General features: G+C 64.6%; 16 protein-coding genes and 1 pseudogene. 13 read left to right on the top strand and 4 right to left on the bottom strand.

The genetic code is table 11. The features are described from left to right. Positions 1-54 precede the first annotated feature (54 nt). The 13 genes and pseudogenes from GTP77_RS20875 to GTP77_RS20815 form a co-directional block, all read left to right on the top strand. The gene (locus tag GTP77_RS20875; protein ID WP_161074080.1) at positions 55-2,505 is read left to right on the top strand and encodes a DUF4214 domain-containing protein; all 2,451 of its coding nucleotides are present in this window, start codon (positions 55-57) and stop codon (positions 2,503-2,505) included. Positions 2,506-2,587: 82 nt separating this feature from the next. Continuing rightward, complete coding sequence (locus GTP77_RS20870) at positions 2,588-3,313, top strand: YebC/PmpR family DNA-binding transcriptional regulator (RefSeq protein WP_161074079.1); 726 nt, start codon at positions 2,588-2,590, stop codon at positions 3,311-3,313. Positions 3,314-3,380: 67 nt separating this feature from the next. Then, positions 3,381-4,649, top strand: coding sequence for a phosphoribosylamine--glycine ligase (gene purD, locus GTP77_RS20865; RefSeq protein ID WP_161074078.1), 1,269 nt, complete (start codon positions 3,381-3,383; stop codon positions 4,647-4,649). A gap of 112 nt (positions 4,650-4,761) precedes the next feature. Continuing rightward, positions 4,762-5,673, top strand: coding sequence for an oxygen-dependent coproporphyrinogen oxidase (gene hemF / locus GTP77_RS20860; RefSeq protein WP_161074077.1), 912 nt, complete (start codon positions 4,762-4,764; stop codon positions 5,671-5,673). 20 nt (positions 5,674-5,693) lie between these two features. Continuing rightward, a complete protein-coding gene (locus tag GTP77_RS20855) occupies positions 5,694-6,356 on the top strand; it encodes a nicotinate-nucleotide adenylyltransferase (RefSeq protein ID WP_161074076.1) in 663 nt (220 codons plus the stop codon). Further along, on the top strand, positions 6,356-7,087 hold the full coding sequence (gene rsfS / locus GTP77_RS20850) for a ribosome silencing factor (RefSeq protein WP_161074075.1): 732 nt from the start codon (positions 6,356-6,358) through the stop codon (positions 7,085-7,087). The genes GTP77_RS20855 and rsfS overlap by 1 nt, the downstream gene beginning before the upstream one ends. Positions 7,088-7,100: 13 nt before the next feature. Continuing rightward, the gene (gene rlmH, locus GTP77_RS20845; RefSeq protein WP_161074074.1) at positions 7,101-7,571 is read left to right on the top strand and encodes a 23S rRNA (pseudouridine(1915)-N(3))-methyltransferase RlmH; all 471 of its coding nucleotides are present in this window, start codon (positions 7,101-7,103) and stop codon (positions 7,569-7,571) included. A gap of 20 nt (positions 7,572-7,591) precedes the next feature. Further along, positions 7,592-8,212, top strand: a complete 621-nt coding sequence (locus tag GTP77_RS20840; RefSeq protein ID WP_161074073.1) for a Maf family protein — start codon at positions 7,592-7,594, stop codon at positions 8,210-8,212. An 84-nt stretch (positions 8,213-8,296) separates the two neighbouring features. After that, the gene (locus GTP77_RS20835) at positions 8,297-9,268 is read left to right on the top strand and encodes an ABC transporter substrate-binding protein (RefSeq protein WP_161074072.1); all 972 of its coding nucleotides are present in this window, start codon (positions 8,297-8,299) and stop codon (positions 9,266-9,268) included. Positions 9,269-9,328: 60 nt separating this feature from the next. Further along, positions 9,329-10,792, top strand: a complete 1,464-nt coding sequence (gene rng / locus GTP77_RS20830) for a ribonuclease G (protein ID WP_161074071.1) — start codon at positions 9,329-9,331, stop codon at positions 10,790-10,792. 84 nt (positions 10,793-10,876) lie between these two features. Continuing rightward, positions 10,877-11,914 carry an AAA family ATPase gene (locus GTP77_RS20825; RefSeq protein WP_161074070.1) on the top strand — a complete coding sequence of 346 codons (1,038 nt, stop codon included), beginning with the start codon at positions 10,877-10,879 and terminating at the stop codon, positions 11,912-11,914. Beyond that, entirely contained in the window at positions 11,914-12,432 is a 519-nt protein-coding gene (locus GTP77_RS20820; RefSeq protein WP_187358785.1) for a hypothetical protein, read from the top strand. Before GTP77_RS20825 ends, GTP77_RS20820 begins: the two co-directional genes overlap by 1 nt. A 4-nt stretch (positions 12,433-12,436) precedes the next feature. Beyond that, positions 12,437-12,868 (top strand): annotated as a pseudogene (locus tag GTP77_RS20815) (ribonuclease E/G); the annotation flags it as partial. Positions 12,869-13,207: 339 nt separating this feature from the next. Here the strand turns inward: GTP77_RS20815 and GTP77_RS20810 are convergent. From GTP77_RS20810 to GTP77_RS20795, 4 genes are all read right to left on the bottom strand, one after another. Continuing rightward, entirely contained in the window at positions 13,208-13,423 is a 216-nt protein-coding gene (locus GTP77_RS20810; RefSeq protein WP_161074069.1) for a cold-shock protein, read from the bottom strand. Between the two features lie 190 nt (positions 13,424-13,613). Further along, positions 13,614-13,826 carry an anti-sigma factor gene (locus tag GTP77_RS20805; protein WP_161074068.1) on the bottom strand — a complete coding sequence of 71 codons (213 nt, stop codon included), beginning with the start codon at positions 13,824-13,826 and terminating at the stop codon, positions 13,614-13,616. After that, positions 13,823-14,416 carry a sigma-70 family RNA polymerase sigma factor gene (locus GTP77_RS20800; RefSeq protein WP_161074067.1) on the bottom strand — a complete coding sequence of 198 codons (594 nt, stop codon included), beginning with the start codon at positions 14,414-14,416 and terminating at the stop codon, positions 13,823-13,825. Before GTP77_RS20800 ends, GTP77_RS20805 begins: the two co-directional genes overlap by 4 nt. Positions 14,417-14,441: 25 nt before the next feature. Further along, on the bottom strand, positions 14,442-15,395 hold the full coding sequence (locus GTP77_RS20795) for a catalase (RefSeq protein ID WP_161074066.1): 954 nt from the start codon (positions 15,393-15,395) through the stop codon (positions 14,442-14,444). Positions 15,396-15,464: the final 69 nt, after the last annotated feature.

The following is a 15,464-nucleotide window of genomic DNA, read 5'->3' as shown; positions in this document are numbered from 1 at the left end:
TAAGCGTTAGCAATATGGTAACGTGTATCCTCGAGGAATTATTTCTACATTGCAATGACCATCCATACCTGGCAGCCCGGCGAAACCAAGACCATCACCTTCGCCGCGGGCGACAGCATAGACGCCAGCGGCATCGCCGCCAGCGCGCTGCGGGCACAGACGCTGAACGGCGCCCTGGTGCTGGACGCGGCCGCGCTCGGCGCGCTCACGCTGCGGGGACCGGGCGGCGCGGCGCTGCAGCTGGACCAGCTGAAAGTCACGCTGTCCGGCGGCGGCCGCCTGCTGTACACCGCCTCCGGTTCCGTCCAGGCCGGCAACGGCGGCGACTTCCTGCTGGGCGGCGCGCTGGACAACACCCTGTACGGCGGCGCCGGCAACGACACGCTGGACGGCGGCGACGGCAACGACAAGCTGTATGCCTACGGCGGCAACGACACCGTCTACGGCGGCGCCGGCAACGACACCCTGGACGGCGGCGGCGGCACCGACAAGCTCGACGGCGGCGACGGCGACGACTACCTGCAAAGCGGCCAGCTGTACGACAACGCCACCGGCACCTTCCTGCCCGACCTGCTGGGCGACATCCTGAACGGCGGCGCCGGCAAGGACACCATCTTCGGCAGCGAAGGCAACGACGTGATCGACGGCGGCAGCGGCAACGACAAGCTCTACGCGCGCGGCGGCAACGACACCGTGTCCGGCGGCGACGGCGACGATGAAGTCTTCGGCGAAGCCGGCGACGACGTGATGAGCGGCGGCGCCGGCAACGACAAGCTCTACGCCGGCGCCGGCAAGGACACCATCTACGGCGGCGACGGCGACGACGAGCTGTGGGGCGAGGACGGCGACGACACGCTGGACGGCGGCGCCGGCGCCAACCTGCTGCTGGGCGGCAGCGGCGACGACAGCTATATCATCCGCAGCCGCTTGGACCGCATCCAGGAAAGCAGCGGCCAGGACAAGGGCGTGATCTACGCCGACTGGTACAAGACCAACAGCGCCGTGGAGCAATGGACCTGGGCGCCCGGCGTGCAGAAGCTGCCCTACTGGATCGACGCGCTGACCTACGAATCGGCCTTCACCACGGCCAACACCGTGCAGCACGTGGTGTACTACAGCTTCGCCCAGGCTGCGGCCAGCTTCTTCACCACCACCGACCTGGACGGCTTCCATCCCTTCAACGCGGAACAGAAAAGCTACGCCCTGCAAGCGATGGCCTACGCCAGCTCGCTGCTCAATGTGCGCTTCGTGGAAACCGCCTCCGCCGACACGCCCTACAGCATCGTCTTCGGCTACAACCGCCAGCCCACCTCGGGCGGCTACGCGGCCAGCATCTACGGCGGGCACGCGTCGGTGCTGATGGTCGGCAGCACCAAGTGGACCGAGACGCCCAGCACCGACAACGGCAAGGAAATGTGGCGCATCCTGCTGCACGAACTGGGCCACTCGCTGGGCCTGAAACACCCCTTCGACCTGCCGCCCGCCGTGCTGCCGGCGGCGGAGGACAAGACCAGCGTCACCGTCATGAGCTACACAGAGGACCGCAGCGGCAGCGACAGCTACCACGTCTACGCGCCCTTCGACATCGCCGCCCTGCAGGCCCTGTACGGCGTGGCGCCGCAGGCCCATGCGGGCGACTCGGTGTACGCGCTCGACGCGGGCGCCTCCAGCATGATCTGGGACGGCGGCGGCAGCGACACCATAGATGGCAGCGCCCTGAAGCAGGACCTCACGCTCTACCTGGAAGCGGGCTACTGGAGCCACATCGGCGCCAAGGCCGCCACCATCACGGCGCCGGGCCAGGTCACCATCAATTTCGGCAGCGATATTGAAAACGGCTTCGGCGGCGCAGGCAACGACCGCCTGACCGGCAACGCGCTGGACAACCGCCTGGCCGGCGCGGCAGGCAACGACGTGCTGACCGGCGGCGCAGGCAACGACAGGATGGACGGCGGCGCCGGGCTGGACACCGCCAGCTACGCCGGCGCGCGCGCCGGCTACACGCTGCAGCGCCAGAACGGCGCGGTGGTGCTGAGCGACAAGACCGGCGCCGACGGCGTCGATACGCTGAGCACCATGGAACGGCTTAAATTCAGCGACACCATGGTGGCGCTGGACGTGGGCGCGGGCGAGACCGGCGGCCTGGTCTACCGCCTGTACCAGGCCGCGTTCGACCGCCAGCCCGACCTGGTGGGCCTGGGCTACTGGATCGCCATGGCCGACCAGGGCCTGGCCATGCGCGGCATCGCCTCCAGCTTTATCGGCAGCCAGGAATTCACGGACCGCTACGGCGCCAAGCTCAGCAACGAGACCTTTGTCGCCCAGCTCTACCAGAACGTGCTGCACCGCCCCTACGAACAGGCCGGCTTCGACTACTGGACCGGCGTGCTCAAGCTGGGCGTGACCCGCGAGGACGTGCTGCTGGGCTTCGCCGACAGCGGCGAAAACTACGCCCAGCTCGCCGTCACTATCGGCGACGGCTTCGCCTACACGCCTTACGGCTAGGCCGGCCCGCCAGGCGCGTTTTCAGGGGGGCCTTATGTTAAAATACCGGCCTCACTGGCATACCGTCGAAGGAAGATTGAACATGGCTGGACACAGCAAATGGGCCAATATCAAGCATAAAAAGGCCGCAACGGACGCGAAACGCGGCAAAATCTGGACCCGCCTGATCAAGGAGATCACCGTCGCGGCACGCATGGGCGGCGGCGACATCAACACCAATCCGCGCCTGCGCCTGGCGGTGGACAAGGCGGCCGACGCCAATATGCCCAAGGACAATGTTCAGCGCGCCATCACGCGCGGCACCGGCGGCGAGGACGGCGCCAACTACGAGGAAGTGCGCTACGAAGGCTACGGCATCGGCGGCGCGGCCATCATTGTCGACTGCATGACCGACAACCGCGTGCGCACCGTGGCCGAAGTACGCCACGCCTTCAACAAATACGGCGGCAACATGGGCACCGAAGGCTCGGTGGCCTTCATGTTCAAGCACTGCGGCCAGTTCCTGTTCGCGCCCGGCGCCGACGAGGACAAGCTGATGGAAGCGGCGCTGGAAGCCGGCGCCGAAGACGTGGTGGCCGACGAGGAAGGCGGCTTCGAGGTCATCTGCGGCCCGCACGACTTCTCCGCCGTCAAGGACGCGCTGGAAGCGGCCGGCTTCAAGGCCGAAGTGGCCGAGATCATCATGAAGCCCGCCACCGAAACCGTGTTCACCGGCGACGACGCGCTCAAGATGCAAAAGCTGCTCGACGCGCTGGAGAACCTGGACGACGTGCAGGAAGTCTACTCCAACGCCCTGATCGAAGACTGATCGCGGCCTGCAGCATTTCAAGCGGCCGCAGGGCCGCTTTCCCAGTTTTACATTCGGAAACGGTCTTATGAAAATTTTGGTAGTCGGCTCGGGCGGCCGCGAACACGCCCTGGCCTGGAAACTGGCCCAATCGGAACGCGTGCAGATGGTCTACGTTGCCCCCGGCAACGGCGGCACCGCGCTGGACGCGCGCCTGAAAAACATCAACATCACCGACCTGCACGAGCTGGCCGCCTTTGTTGAAAGCGAACACATCGCCCTGACCGTGGTCGGCCCGGAAACCCCGCTGGCCGGCGGCATCGTCAACCTGTTCCGCGCGCGCGGCCTGAAAGTCTTCGGCCCCACCCGCGAAGCGGCCCAGCTCGAATCGTCGAAGGACTTCGCCAAGGCCTTCATGCAGCGCCACGGCATCCCCACCGCCGAATACCAGACCTTCTCGGACGTGAAACTGGCCCACGCCTACGTGGACGCCAAGGGCGCGCCCATCGTCATCAAGGCCGACGGCCTGGCCGCCGGCAAGGGCGTGGTCGTGGCGCTGACGCTGGAAGAAGCGCACCAGGCGGTGGACCACATGCTGGCCGACAACCGCTTCGGCGACGCCGGCGCGCGCATCGTGATCGAAGAATTCCTGGCCGGCGAAGAAGCGTCCTTCATCGTCATGTGCGACGGCAAGAACATCCTGCCGCTGGCCACCTCGCAGGACCACAAGCGCCTGCAGGACGCCGACCAGGGACCGAACACCGGCGGCATGGGCGCCTACTCGCCGGCCCCCATCGTGACCCCGGCCATGCACGCGCGCGTGATGCGCGAAATCATCAACCCCACCATCGCGGGCATGCACAAGGACGGCATCCCCTTCACCGGCTTCCTGTACGCCGGCCTGATGATAGACGCGGCGGGCAACCCGAAGACGCTGGAATTCAACTGCCGCATGGGCGACCCTGAAACCCAGCCCATCATGGCGCGCCTGAAGACCGACCTGCTGACGGTGATGGAACACGCCGTCAACGGCACGCTGGACGCGGTGGAACTGGAATGGGACCGCCGCACCGCAGTGGGCGTGGTGCTGGCAGCCGCCGGCTACCCGGACAGCCCGGTCAAGGGCGACATCATCGACGGCATTCCGGCCGAGACGCCGGAATCGGTCACCTTCCACGCCGGCACCGCCGACGTGGAAGGCAAGCTGGTCACCAGCGGCGGCCGCGTGCTGTGCGTGGTCGGCCTGGGCGACAGCATCAAGATGGCGCAAAAGCAGGCCTACGAATCGGTCGACAAGATCCACTTCGACGGCATGCAGTACCGCAGCGACATCGGCTGGCGCGGCCTGAAACACTAAGCACCACCACCGGGGTCAGTTCTGTCATCGCGTCATGCTCCAGTGCATGACGCGATGACAGAACTGACCCCATGTTACAATCCCGTCCTTCAATTTCTTTTCCCGCCGCCGAATGTCGTCTTCGCCCTCCCCTGCCGCCGTCAAGGATTACCTGCTCGAGCTGCAGAACCGCATCGTGCAGGCGCTGGAGACGCTGGACGGCACGCCTTTCCTGCGCGACGCGTGGGAGCGTCCGGAAGGCGGCGGCGGTGTTTCGCGCCTGGTGGAAGAGGGCAATGTGCTGGAACGCGGCGGCTGCAATTTTTCCCACGTGATGGGCGCGGCGCTGCCGCCGTCCGCCGCGGCGGCCCGCCCGGAACTGGGCGGCCGCGCCTGGGAGGCGACCGGGGTGTCGCTGGTGCTGCATCCGCGCAATCCCTACGCGCCCACGGTGCATATGAATGTGCGCTTCTTCAGCACCACGGCGGCCGACGGCACGCCGGTGTGGTGGTTCGGCGGCGGCATGGACCTGACGCCCTACTACGGCTTCGAGGAAGATGCGCGCCATTTCCACCAGACCTGCGCCAACGCGCTGGCGCCCTTCGGCGATGATCTGCATCCGCGCTTCAAGCGCTGGTGCGACGACTATTTTTACCTGAAACACCGCAAGGAAGCGCGCGGCGTGGGCGGCATCTTCTTCGATGACTTCAACGCCGCCGGTTTCGAGCAAAGCTTCGCCATGGTGCGCAGCGTGGGCGACGCCTTCCTGGACGCCTACCTGCCTGTGCTGGCGCGCCGCAAGGACACCCCATACGGTGAACGCGAGCGCGACTTCCAGGCTTACCGGCGCGGCCGCTACGTCGAATTCAACCTGGTGTTCGACCGCGGCACCCTGTTCGGCCTGCAGTCGGGCGGACGCACCGAAGCCATCCTGATGTCGATGCCGCCGGTGGTGAAATGGCGCTACGACTGGCACCCCGAGCCCGGTTCGCCGGAAGCGGCGCTGTACACCGACTTCCTGCCGCACCGCGACTGGCTGGCGTAGTGCACACGGTGCCCGATGCCATGCAGCCCGCCCCGGCCCGCCGCATCGCCCTGCTGGGAGGCACATTCGATCCGGTCCACAACGGCCACGTTGCCCTCGGCGCGCATTTCATGCGCCTGCTGCAGGCCGACGAGCTGGTGGTATTGCCCGCCCTGCCCTGGCAGAAGGCGGCGCTGAAAGCCACGCCGGCCCAGCGCGCCGAGATGGTGGCGCTGGCCTTCGCGGGCCAGCCTTTCCCGGTGACGGTGGACCGGCGCGAGCTGGAACGCGGCCAGCCGACCTACACGGTCGACACGCTGCGCGAGCTGCGCGCCGAACTGGGGCCGCAGGCGTCCATCGCTTTCCTGATGGGGGCCGACCAGCTGCAGCGGCTCGACACCTGGCATGACTGGCAGGCGCTGTTCGGGCTGGCCCACCTGTGCGTGGCGGCCCGCCCCGGCTTCCGGCTGGACGCCCTGCCGCCGGCAGTGGCACAAGAATTCGCCCGGCGCGCGGCTGCGCCGGAGCAAATAGGAAAATCGCCGTCTGGACTGACGTGCATGGCGCCCGATCTGGCGCTGGACATCTCAGCCACCGGCATTCGTGCGGCATTACAACGCGGAACGCGGCCGGCTTTGCCAGCCTTACTTATTCCGCCGGTAGTGCTAGACTATATTGAACAACATAATCTTTACAAAGAATAATGGATATTAAAAAACTGCAAACCCTGGTCGTGGACGCCCTGGAAGACGTTAAAGGCCAGGAAATCGCCCTGTTCGACACCACCCACCTGACCAGCCTGTTCGACCGCATCGCGATCGTGTCCGGCACCTCCAACCGCCAGACCAAGGCGCTGGCCGCCTCGGTGCGCGACAAGGTGAAAGCCGCCGGCGGCGACGTCATCGGCATGGAAGGCGAGGACACCGGTGAATGGGTGCTGGTCGACCTGGGCGACATGATCGTCCACATCATGCAGGCGCCTATCCGCGCTTACTACCGCCTGGAAGAGATCTGGGGCGACAAGCCGGTGAAACTGGGCGCGGCCAAGCGCAAGTCCACCACCGAAGGCGCCGAAGCTGCCGCGCCGAAGAAAGTGTCGGGCCATCTGGCCGCCGGCAAGAAAGAGAAAGCCGCCGAGCCTGTCATCGAGAAGAAAGCCGTCCCTGCGCGCAAGCCTGGCGTGACCAAGGCCAAGCCGAAGGCCGCGCCGGTCGACACCGACGCCGTGGTGAAAAAGCCGCGCAAGAAAGCCGAGCCTATCGATCCGGCCATCCCGGAAGGCAAAAAAGTGAAAGTGGGCGCCACCAAGTCGCTGACCGCTTCCACCAAGGCCAACCGCGAAGAAAAAGCCAAGGTCGCCTCCAAGCTCAAGGCCGCTGCCGAAGCGCCGGCCAAGACCGTGATCAAGCGCCTGAAAAAAGCGGCAGCCGAATAAGGCCGGGGACGCAGTGCAGCTGATTATCGCCGCAGTCGGGCACAAGATGCCGGCCTGGATCGAGTCCGGCTACGCCGAATACACGAAGCGCATGCCGCCCGAGCTGCGCATCGTGCTCAAGGAAATCAAGCCGGTCGAGCGTTCCGGCAGCAAGACCGCCGCCACCGCCATGGCGCTCGAACGCGAGCGCATCGAGGCGGCGCTGCCCAAGTCGGTGCGCATCATTGCGCTCGACGAGCGCGGCAAGGACTTGACCAGCGTGGGCCTGTCCCAGCAGCTGGAGCTGTGGCAGCAGGACGGGCGCGACACGGCCTTCCTGATCGGCGGCGCCGACGGGCTGGACCCGGCCCTGAAAGCGCGCGCCGAAGGCTTGATACGCATTTCCAGCATGACGCTGCCGCATGGGATGGTGCGCGTGATGCTGGCCGAGCAGCTGTACCGGGCGTGGACCATTACGCAGAACCACCCTTATCATCGCGTTTAGAACGGTGAAAGCACGACATCATGAAACCGGTCGACAAGAAAATCTACCTGGCGTCTAAAAGCCCGAGGCGGCGCGAACTGCTGCGCCAGATCGGCGTTGATTTCGAGCTGCTGCTGCTGCGCAGCGACGGCCCGCGCGGCGCCGACGTCACCGAGGAGGTGCTGCCCGGCGAAAAGGCCTACGACTACGTGGGCCGCGTGGCGGCTGAAAAAGCGGCCTTCGCCTGGAACCTGGTGCAGCGCCGCCACCTGGTCTCGCGCCCGGTGCTGGCGGCCGACACCACGGTCACCGTGGACGGCGCCATCCTGGGCAAGCCGGCCAACAACGCGGAAGCGGTGGCCATGCTGGAGCAGCTGTCCGGCCGCACCCACCAGGTGATGACGGCCATCGCCGTGCACCACCACAATATCGCGCTGCAGGTCACGCAAGTGTCCGAAGTGCGCTTCGGCACCCTCTCCCCCACCTCCATCCAGGCCTATTGCGCCACCCAGGAGCCTTACGACAAGGCCGGCGGCTATGGCATCCAGGGCCTCGCTTCGCTGTTCGTCGAGCATATCGAAGGCAGCCATTCGGGCATCATGGGCCTGCCGCTGTACGAAACGGCGCAGCTGCTGCGCCAGGCCGGACTGCCGCTGCCCTAGGCGAGTGGGCAGATGAAGCGGCAGCAGCAGGCCAGTCACCGGGCGCGCAGGAAGGCGCTGCGGACACTAGCGGCGTTGCTGCCCATGCCGGCGCTCTGGAGCGCCGCCGCGCCGGCTGCGGCGCAATCCCCTGCCCCCACCATCCTGCTGATCGAAAGCTACCATGCCGGCTTTGAATGGGACGCCGGCTACAAGGCCGCCCTGCAAGCGCGCCTGGAACCGGCCTACCGCGTGGTCAGCGTGGAACTCGACACCAAGCGCCTGCCGCCGGCGCGCCACGCCGCCATGGCCGACAGCGCCTGGGCCAGCTACCTGAAACTGAAACCGGCGCTGGTGATCGTGGGCGACGACGCCGCGCTCAGCCTGCTGGCTGCCCGGCTGGGCGCCACCGCCACGCCGGTGGTCTACCTGGGCATCAACAACAATCCGCGCGCCTATTTCGACCCGGCCAAGGTGCGCAACATCACGGGCGTGCTGGAGCGGCCGCTGGTCAAGCGCAATGTCGCGCAGTTGCGCAAGATCCTGCCTGCGGCGCGGCGCGTGCTGTTCCTGTTCGACACCAGCATGACCTCCACCGTGCTGCTCAGCGAAGTCTTCCAGGGCCGCGCGCGGCAAACCATCGAGGGGCTGGAGGTCGACATCAAGCTGATCGCCGACTGGCCGCTGTGGCAGGCCGAAGTGCTGGCGGCGCGCAGCAAGGGCTACGACGCCATCTACCTCGGCACCTACCAGGCCGTGCGCGAAGAGACCGCCTTTCCGCGCACGGCCATGGCCATGCTGCGCTGGACCTCGGAACACGCCCAGGTGCCTGTGTTCGGGCTGTGGGACTTCTTCGTCGGCCCGGACCTGGCCGTGGGCGGCCTGGTGCTGGACGGCCGCGAGCAGGGCATGGCGGCGGCGGACATCGCGCTGCGCATCCTGTCCGGCGCCGCGCCGAGCAGCATTTACCCCGTGACCGCGCAGCGCGGCCGCTTCGTGTTCAGCCACGCGCAGCTGCTGCGCCACAATATTGTCCTGCCGCCCGAGATTGCCGCGCAAAGCACGCTGGTCGACTGAGTTTGCCGCTCCGCAGTGGCGCGTGTATGATCTTCGTTCAGAACAATAAGGCAACACTCCATGAACGAAGACATCCTCATCAACATCACCCCGCAAGAAACCCGGGTCGCCCTGATACTCCAGGGCGCGGTCCAGGAACTGCACATCGAGCGCACGCTCACGCGCGGCCTGGCGGGCAACGTCTATTCGGGCAAGGTGGTGCGGGTGCTGCCGGGCATGCAGTCGGCCTTTATCGACATCGGCCTGGAGCGGGCCGCCTTCCTGCACGTGGCCGACATCTGGGAAGCGCGCCCGCACGACGGCCAGAACGCCGCCCCCACGCCGATCGAGAAGATCCTGTTCGACGGCCAGGTGCTGACGGTGCAGGTGATCAAGGACCCGATCGGCACCAAGGGCGCGCGCCTGTCGACCCAGATTTCGATCGCCGGGCGCATGCTGGTCTATCTGCCGCAGGACAACCATATCGGCGTGTCGCAGAAGATCGAGAAGGAAAGCGAGCGCGAGTCGCTGCGCACGCGCCTGCAAGGGCTGCTGCCGGCCGAGGAAAAAGGCGGCTACATCGTGCGCACGCAGGCCGAGGACGCGTCGGACTCCGACCTGGCGGCCGACGTGGACTACCTGCGCAAGACCTGGGCCGCCATCACGCACGGCGCGCGCACCCGGCCCGCCACCAGCCTGCTGCACCAGGACTTGAGCCTGGCCCAGCGCGTGCTGCGCGACTTCGTGCACGACGAAACGGCCACCATCCAGGTGGACTCGCGCGAGAACTTTATCGCGCTGACCGAATTCGGCAAGACCTACACCCCCAGTGTGCTGCCGCGCCTGCAGCACTACACCGGCGAGCGGCCGCTGTTCGACCTGTACGGCGTGGAGGAGGAGATCCTGCGCGCGCTGGGCCGGCGCGTGGACCTGAAATCCGGCGGCTACCTGATCGTCGACCAGACCGAGGCCATGACCACCATCGACGTCAACACCGGCGGCTTCGTGGGCGGGCGCAACTTTGCCGACACCATCTTCAAGACCAACCTGGAGGCAGCGCACGCCATCGCGCGCCAGCTGCGGCTGCGTAATTTGGGCGGCATCATCATCCTCGACTTCATCGACATGGAGAACGCCGAGCACCGCAGCGCGGTGCTGCTGGAGCTGAAGAAGACTTTGGCGCGCGACCGCACCAAGGTGTCGGTGAGCGGCTTCTCGGCGCTGGGACTGGTGGAGATGACGCGCAAGCGCACGCGCGAATCGCTGGCCCACATCCTGTGCGAACCCTGCCCGGCCTGCGCCGGCAAGGGCCAGGTCAAGACCTCGCGCACCATCTGCTACGAGATCCTGCGCGAGCTGCTGCGCGAAGCCAAGCAATTCAACCCGCGCGAATTCCGCATCCTCGCCTCGCAGGAAGTGGTGGACCTGTTCCTGGAAGAGGAATCCCAGCACCTGGCCATGCTGGGCGATTTCATCGGCAAGAAGATCTCGCTGCAGGTGGAGAACTCCTACCACCAGGAACAGTACGACGTGATCCTGATGTAAGCCAGCCCGGATCGTTCTGACCAAGACATTCATATGCATTTCGGAATACGGCGGCATCGGACGGCATTCCAATAGGAAGATCACATGCTTAAGAAAGCAAAATTTCACAACCTCACCACCGTTCCCAACGAGGTCTGGACTTTCTCCAAAGGTCTGAATGTAATCGTCGGCGAGAATGCCATGGGCAAATCGCATGTGCTCAAGGCCATCTATGCAATGCTCAAAGTTCAATCCGGCAAAGACTTCGCCAAAACCAACTTCGAACGGGCATATGCGGACAAATTGCTTGGAGTAATGCGTCCAGAATCCATCGGTCGCCTCGTCAAGCGAAAACAGGGCCGTGATCGTTGTGAAATTACCTTGACGATGGACGCTCCCGGTAAAAATTCTTCCATTGCGTTTGCCACCAATGCCAAGTCGCAGGTGGAAGTCATCAAGGCTCCCAAGGAAAATCTGGCCCTGCCGCCGGTTTATCTGCCCACGCGTGAACTGGCTACTTTGTGCCCGTGGTTTGTTCCTCTGTACGACAACTACCATGTCGAATTCGAAGAAGCATGGCGCGATACCGTGTCGCTGCTCGGCGCCCCGTCGATCAAGGGTCCCCGCACCCGCGATGCAGCACGCCTTCTGAAACCGCTCGAAAAAGCAATGGGCGGCAAGGTCGTGGTCGATGCCGCCAGTGGCCGGTTCTACTTACACGTCGCGGGGGCGGGCCGTATGGAAATGCCCTTGGTTGCGGAAGGGCTGCGTAAGCTGGCCATGCTGGCACGCCTGATCAGTACCGGTGTGTTGCTGGAACAAGGCTACCTGTTTTGGGACGAACCCGAAACCAACCTGAATCCAAAACTTATCAAGGTTATTGCTGAAAGCATAGTCCATTTGGCAGCTGAAGGCATCCAGGTGTTCATTGCGACCCATTCACTATTCCTGCTCAGGGAGTTGGAAATGCTGACCGCAAGCGGCACTTACGCTGCGCTACCTACACGTTATTTTTCGCTGAAAGACGCTGTCGACGAAGTCGCGCTGGAACAAGGCGACAAGATCGATGATTTGCAAACGCTAGTGCTGCTGGATGAGGAACTGCATCAGTCTGACCGATTCCTCGCTGCCGAGGATCGATAATGCCCGTCATTGAACAGTCGATCACGGAAGGCGCGCTAACGTTCGACTTCCCGCCGGGCGCGAAGTCGAGCAAATACGATGACTGGTCCCACTATCGCAATCAATTTCAGAATACCTGCGGTGCAAGCAAAGCTGTTGATATCGTCGTCAAAGAGAACAACGCACTGTGGCTCATTGAGGTCAAAGACTTCCGCCAGCACGCCAGAACCAAGGCCATAGATTTGGCCGATGAAATCGCCGTCAAGGTACGGGATACGCTGGCAGGACTGGTGAGCGCGCAGTGCCATGCTGTAAATACTGATGAGCAGCGCATGGCGAAAGAACTGCTCAAGTCCAGAAAGCTGCGCGTCGTCTGCCACTTGGAGCAGCCTGCAAAGCACTCACGATTGCGGCCCCGCGCCTTTGAGCCTGACAAGCTGGAATTGAAACTGCGAACCTTGCTCAAAGCAATAGACCCTCATCCGGCCGTCGTGGACAAAAACTCATTGCATGACACCATGAACTGGACAGTCCGTTAATCGCGACTTCATCGACATGGAGAACGCCGAGCACCGCAGCGCGGTGCTGCTGGAGCTGAAGAAGACTTTGGCGCGCGACCGCACCAAGGTGTCGGTGAGCGGCTTCTCGGCGCTGGGGCTGGTCGAGATGACGCGCAAGCGCACGCGCGAATCGCTGGCCCACATCCTGCGCGAGCCCTGCCCGGCCTGCGCCGGCAAGGGCCAGGTCAAGACCTCGCGCACCATCTGCTACGAGATCCTGCGCGAGCTGCTGCGCGAAGCCAAGCAATTCAACCCGCGCGAGTTCCGCATCCTCGCCTCGCAGGAAGTGGTGGACCTGTTCCTGGAAGAGGAATCCCAGCACCTGGCCATGCTGGGCGATTTCATCGGCAAGAAGATCTCGCTGCAGGCGGAGAACTCCTACCACCAGGAACAGTACCACGTGATTTTGATGTGACAGAATAAAATCAACCCGGCAGCCAGACGTAAAAAAGCCCGCATGCAGCGGGCTTTTCTATTCAGTATGACACATGACTCAGCGATCACCCTGGCTATCTGCCAGGTGTCATCGGCACCGGTAACCCGCGCTATCTGCGCGGTGCAAGCGGTGACTGCAAGCCATTGTCCCGCTAAACCATTTTCTCCCGACCCTGGCTATCTGCCAGGTGTCCAAAGCCGGTTGGAGGGGGACGACGCAACAAGGCGCATGGCAATGCGGCCTTCATCTGGGTATCGCATGTCTTCAACCGCGAAGACTCGCCGCAGCCGGCTATGCCGGGCGCGGGTAGATCATCAATCAGGACAGAACCTGAATGTTGCCAGCTTTTTCGCCTTTAGGGCCAACGCTGCGCTCAAACGAGACGCGCTGGTTTTCGGACAGGCTCTTGAAGCCGGTCGACTGGATGTCGCCGAAGTGCGCGAACAGGTCTGCGCCGCCCGCGTCTGGCGTGATGAAGCCGAAGCCTTTAGCGTCGTTGAACCATTTGACAATACCGGTTTGTTGAATACTCATGTTTTTTTCCTTTGATTAAAACAATAGGCAACTTTGCCTTAAGGGCACTTGAAACCAAGAATTAAAACCGAAGGAAAAACTGAACGACCTGGGATAACAGCCATGCGGAATTGGGACCGACAAGATTACGACTTGATGCAAGTACGAGATGCAATATACGCGGCTTTGCGCGTATCACCTAACGTTATATTTATTTAATTTTGCGCCCTGCGTTGGCGGCAAACAGCACATCGAGCTGCGCGAACAGGTCCGCGAACTGGCGCGAGGCGACGCGGCAGGCGTCGCAGCCTTGCAGGTGGCGCGCGAGCTGGCTGTGCTGCGCGGCCGTCAGCGCTTCGTCGCGCGCGCCGCAGACCAGATAGGTGGTTTCGCGGCAGGTCAGCTTTTTCACTTCGTCGTTCATTGTTCTTCTCCCCAGGCCCGCACCGTGCATTCGCGCAGCCGCATGCGCGCACGGTACAGCACCACGCGCAGATTTCCGCCGCTGATGGCGGCGCCTTGCTCTATTTCGGCCAGCTCCAGGCCCAGGTATTCGCGCATCAGGAAGATGCGCGCGGTCTGCTCGGGCAGGCGCGCCATGCAGAGTTCCACTATGTCGAGCAGCTGCCGCTGCGAGGCCTGCGTTTCGGCGCATACCGTGTCGATGAACACCTCCGGGTGCCAGGCGTCTTCGGCCGTGAACAGGGCGTCGATGCTGAAGCCGTCGGCGTCTTCGGCGGCGGATGCGCCGTCCAGCGGCGCCATGCGGCGCGCGCGGATGATGTCGATGATCTTGAAGCGCAGGATGCCGGTCAGCCAGCTGCGCACACTGGCTTTGCCCGCATAGCCGTTCCAGCCTTTGAGCGCGCCGAGCAGGGTTTCCTGCACGGCGTCCTCCGCGTCGGCGTCCGAGGAAAGCTGCAGGCGCGCCAGGCGCAGCAGGAAGGAGCGCTCGCGCGTCACCGCCGCCCAGCCGTCTTTGCCGTCCTGCCCGTCCTTGCCGGTTCCATTCATGGCGCTGCGCTCCTTGCAGGGTTGCTTACTTGCCGCCGCTGCGCCGCGCCAGCGACACGGCGTATGCCGCCGCGCGTGAACGCAGGATGGGATCGTCGCTCATGGCGATGGAGGCAGGCAGATTGCCCGGCATGAAGACCACGCCGTCGCATGCGCCCGCGTCGTCCAGCGCCTGCACCGCCAGCGTGCCGAGCGCCACCTTGGCGCTGCCCTGCCACGGCTGGCTGGGGTCCAACAGGCTGTCGCCGGCGGCGGGCAACTGGGCGTAGATGGTGTAGGCCACGGCATCCTTGCCCAGGCGTTCGCGCAGCTCGGCCTGGAGGAACTGGTCCGGCAGGCTTTGTTCCTGATCCGCGCTCAGGTAGTGCGTGCCGGCCTGTGGCTCCACCACGATACGGGCATGCTGCCTGGCCTGCCCTTCGCCGCCGAACACGAATGCGTTGTTGGAGAAGTAGGCCGTGGTGGCGTAGGACTGCGGCGCGGCGTGCGCGGCCAGCAGCGCCGGCTGGCGCGTGCCGTCCGGGTAGGCCGCGTTGTGGACGGCGATTTTCTGCGGGTCCGGTTTCCTGGTGGCCGGGTCGGGCACGCGCGCTTCCAGGAAGCTGACGAAGGAGGCTGGCGTGGCGGCGAAGAACACCGGTTCCGAGAGCAGCAGCAGGTCGTAGACCTCGCCGCCGCCGCTCAGGCGCATGGTCAGCCCGCGCACGCTGCGGCTCTTGTCCGACACGCCGGGATTGCCGCCGCCAACCGAGAAGCGCACCTGGGCGGCCACGCTGGACTGGCGGAACAATGGGCTGCCGGCGAAACCGGCCGCGCCGGGGGCCGGGGTGAACACGCCGGTGGCGCAGAAGCCCTTGGCGTGCGAGGCGCGTTTGCCGGCGTGCTTGCCGAAGGCGTTGTTCAATGCGTCGACCAGGGCGGCGGGAGACGGTTCGGCCGGTGGCTGGGCTTGGGCGTGGGCGGCGAGCGAGAGGGTCATGGCGAGTAAGCTCCTGTAGATAAGCGTGGTATTCAAAACAGTTCTCCAAAAAAGTGGGGATATGCTGTT

Origin of the sequence: Pseudoduganella aquatica, assembly GCF_009857595.1 — a bacterium.
GTDB lineage: Bacteria > Pseudomonadota > Gammaproteobacteria > Burkholderiales > Burkholderiaceae_D > Rugamonas > Rugamonas aquatica_A.
The sequence above is the reverse complement of the archived record's forward strand: the minus strand, read 5'-3'. Positions and strand labels throughout refer to the sequence as shown.

Bases quoted from the DNA above. Each gene is read 5' to 3' on its own strand.
- GTP77_RS20875 (WP_161074080.1), top strand. From the start codon at position 55: ATGACCATCCATACCTGGCAGCCCGGCGAAACCAAGACCATCACCTTC.
- GTP77_RS20870 (WP_161074079.1), top strand. From the start codon at position 2,588: ATGGCTGGACACAGCAAATGGGCCAATATCAAGCATAAAAAGGCCGCA.
- purD (WP_161074078.1), top strand. From the start codon at position 3,381: ATGAAAATTTTGGTAGTCGGCTCGGGCGGCCGCGAACACGCCCTGGCC.
- hemF (WP_161074077.1), top strand. From the start codon at position 4,762: ATGTCGTCTTCGCCCTCCCCTGCCGCCGTCAAGGATTACCTGCTCGAG.
- GTP77_RS20855 (WP_161074076.1), top strand. From the start codon at position 5,694: ATGCAGCCCGCCCCGGCCCGCCGCATCGCCCTGCTGGGAGGCACATTC.
- rsfS (WP_161074075.1), top strand. From the start codon at position 6,356: ATGGATATTAAAAAACTGCAAACCCTGGTCGTGGACGCCCTGGAAGAC.
- GTP77_RS20840 (WP_161074073.1), top strand. From the start codon at position 7,592: ATGAAACCGGTCGACAAGAAAATCTACCTGGCGTCTAAAAGCCCGAGG.
- GTP77_RS20835 (WP_161074072.1), top strand. From the start codon at position 8,297: ATGCCGGCGCTCTGGAGCGCCGCCGCGCCGGCTGCGGCGCAATCCCCT.
- rng (WP_161074071.1), top strand. From the start codon at position 9,329: ATGAACGAAGACATCCTCATCAACATCACCCCGCAAGAAACCCGGGTC.
- GTP77_RS20825 (WP_161074070.1), top strand. From the start codon at position 10,877: ATGCTTAAGAAAGCAAAATTTCACAACCTCACCACCGTTCCCAACGAG.
- GTP77_RS20820 (WP_187358785.1), top strand. From the start codon at position 11,914: ATGCCCGTCATTGAACAGTCGATCACGGAAGGCGCGCTAACGTTCGAC.
- GTP77_RS20810 (WP_161074069.1), bottom strand. From the start codon at position 13,423: ATGAGTATTCAACAAACCGGTATTGTCAAATGGTTCAACGACGCTAAA.
- GTP77_RS20805 (WP_161074068.1), bottom strand. From the start codon at position 13,826: ATGAACGACGAAGTGAAAAAGCTGACCTGCCGCGAAACCACCTATCTG.
- GTP77_RS20800 (WP_161074067.1), bottom strand. From the start codon at position 14,416: ATGAATGGAACCGGCAAGGACGGGCAGGACGGCAAAGACGGCTGGGCG.
- GTP77_RS20795 (WP_161074066.1), bottom strand. From the start codon at position 15,395: ATGACCCTCTCGCTCGCCGCCCACGCCCAAGCCCAGCCACCGGCCGAA.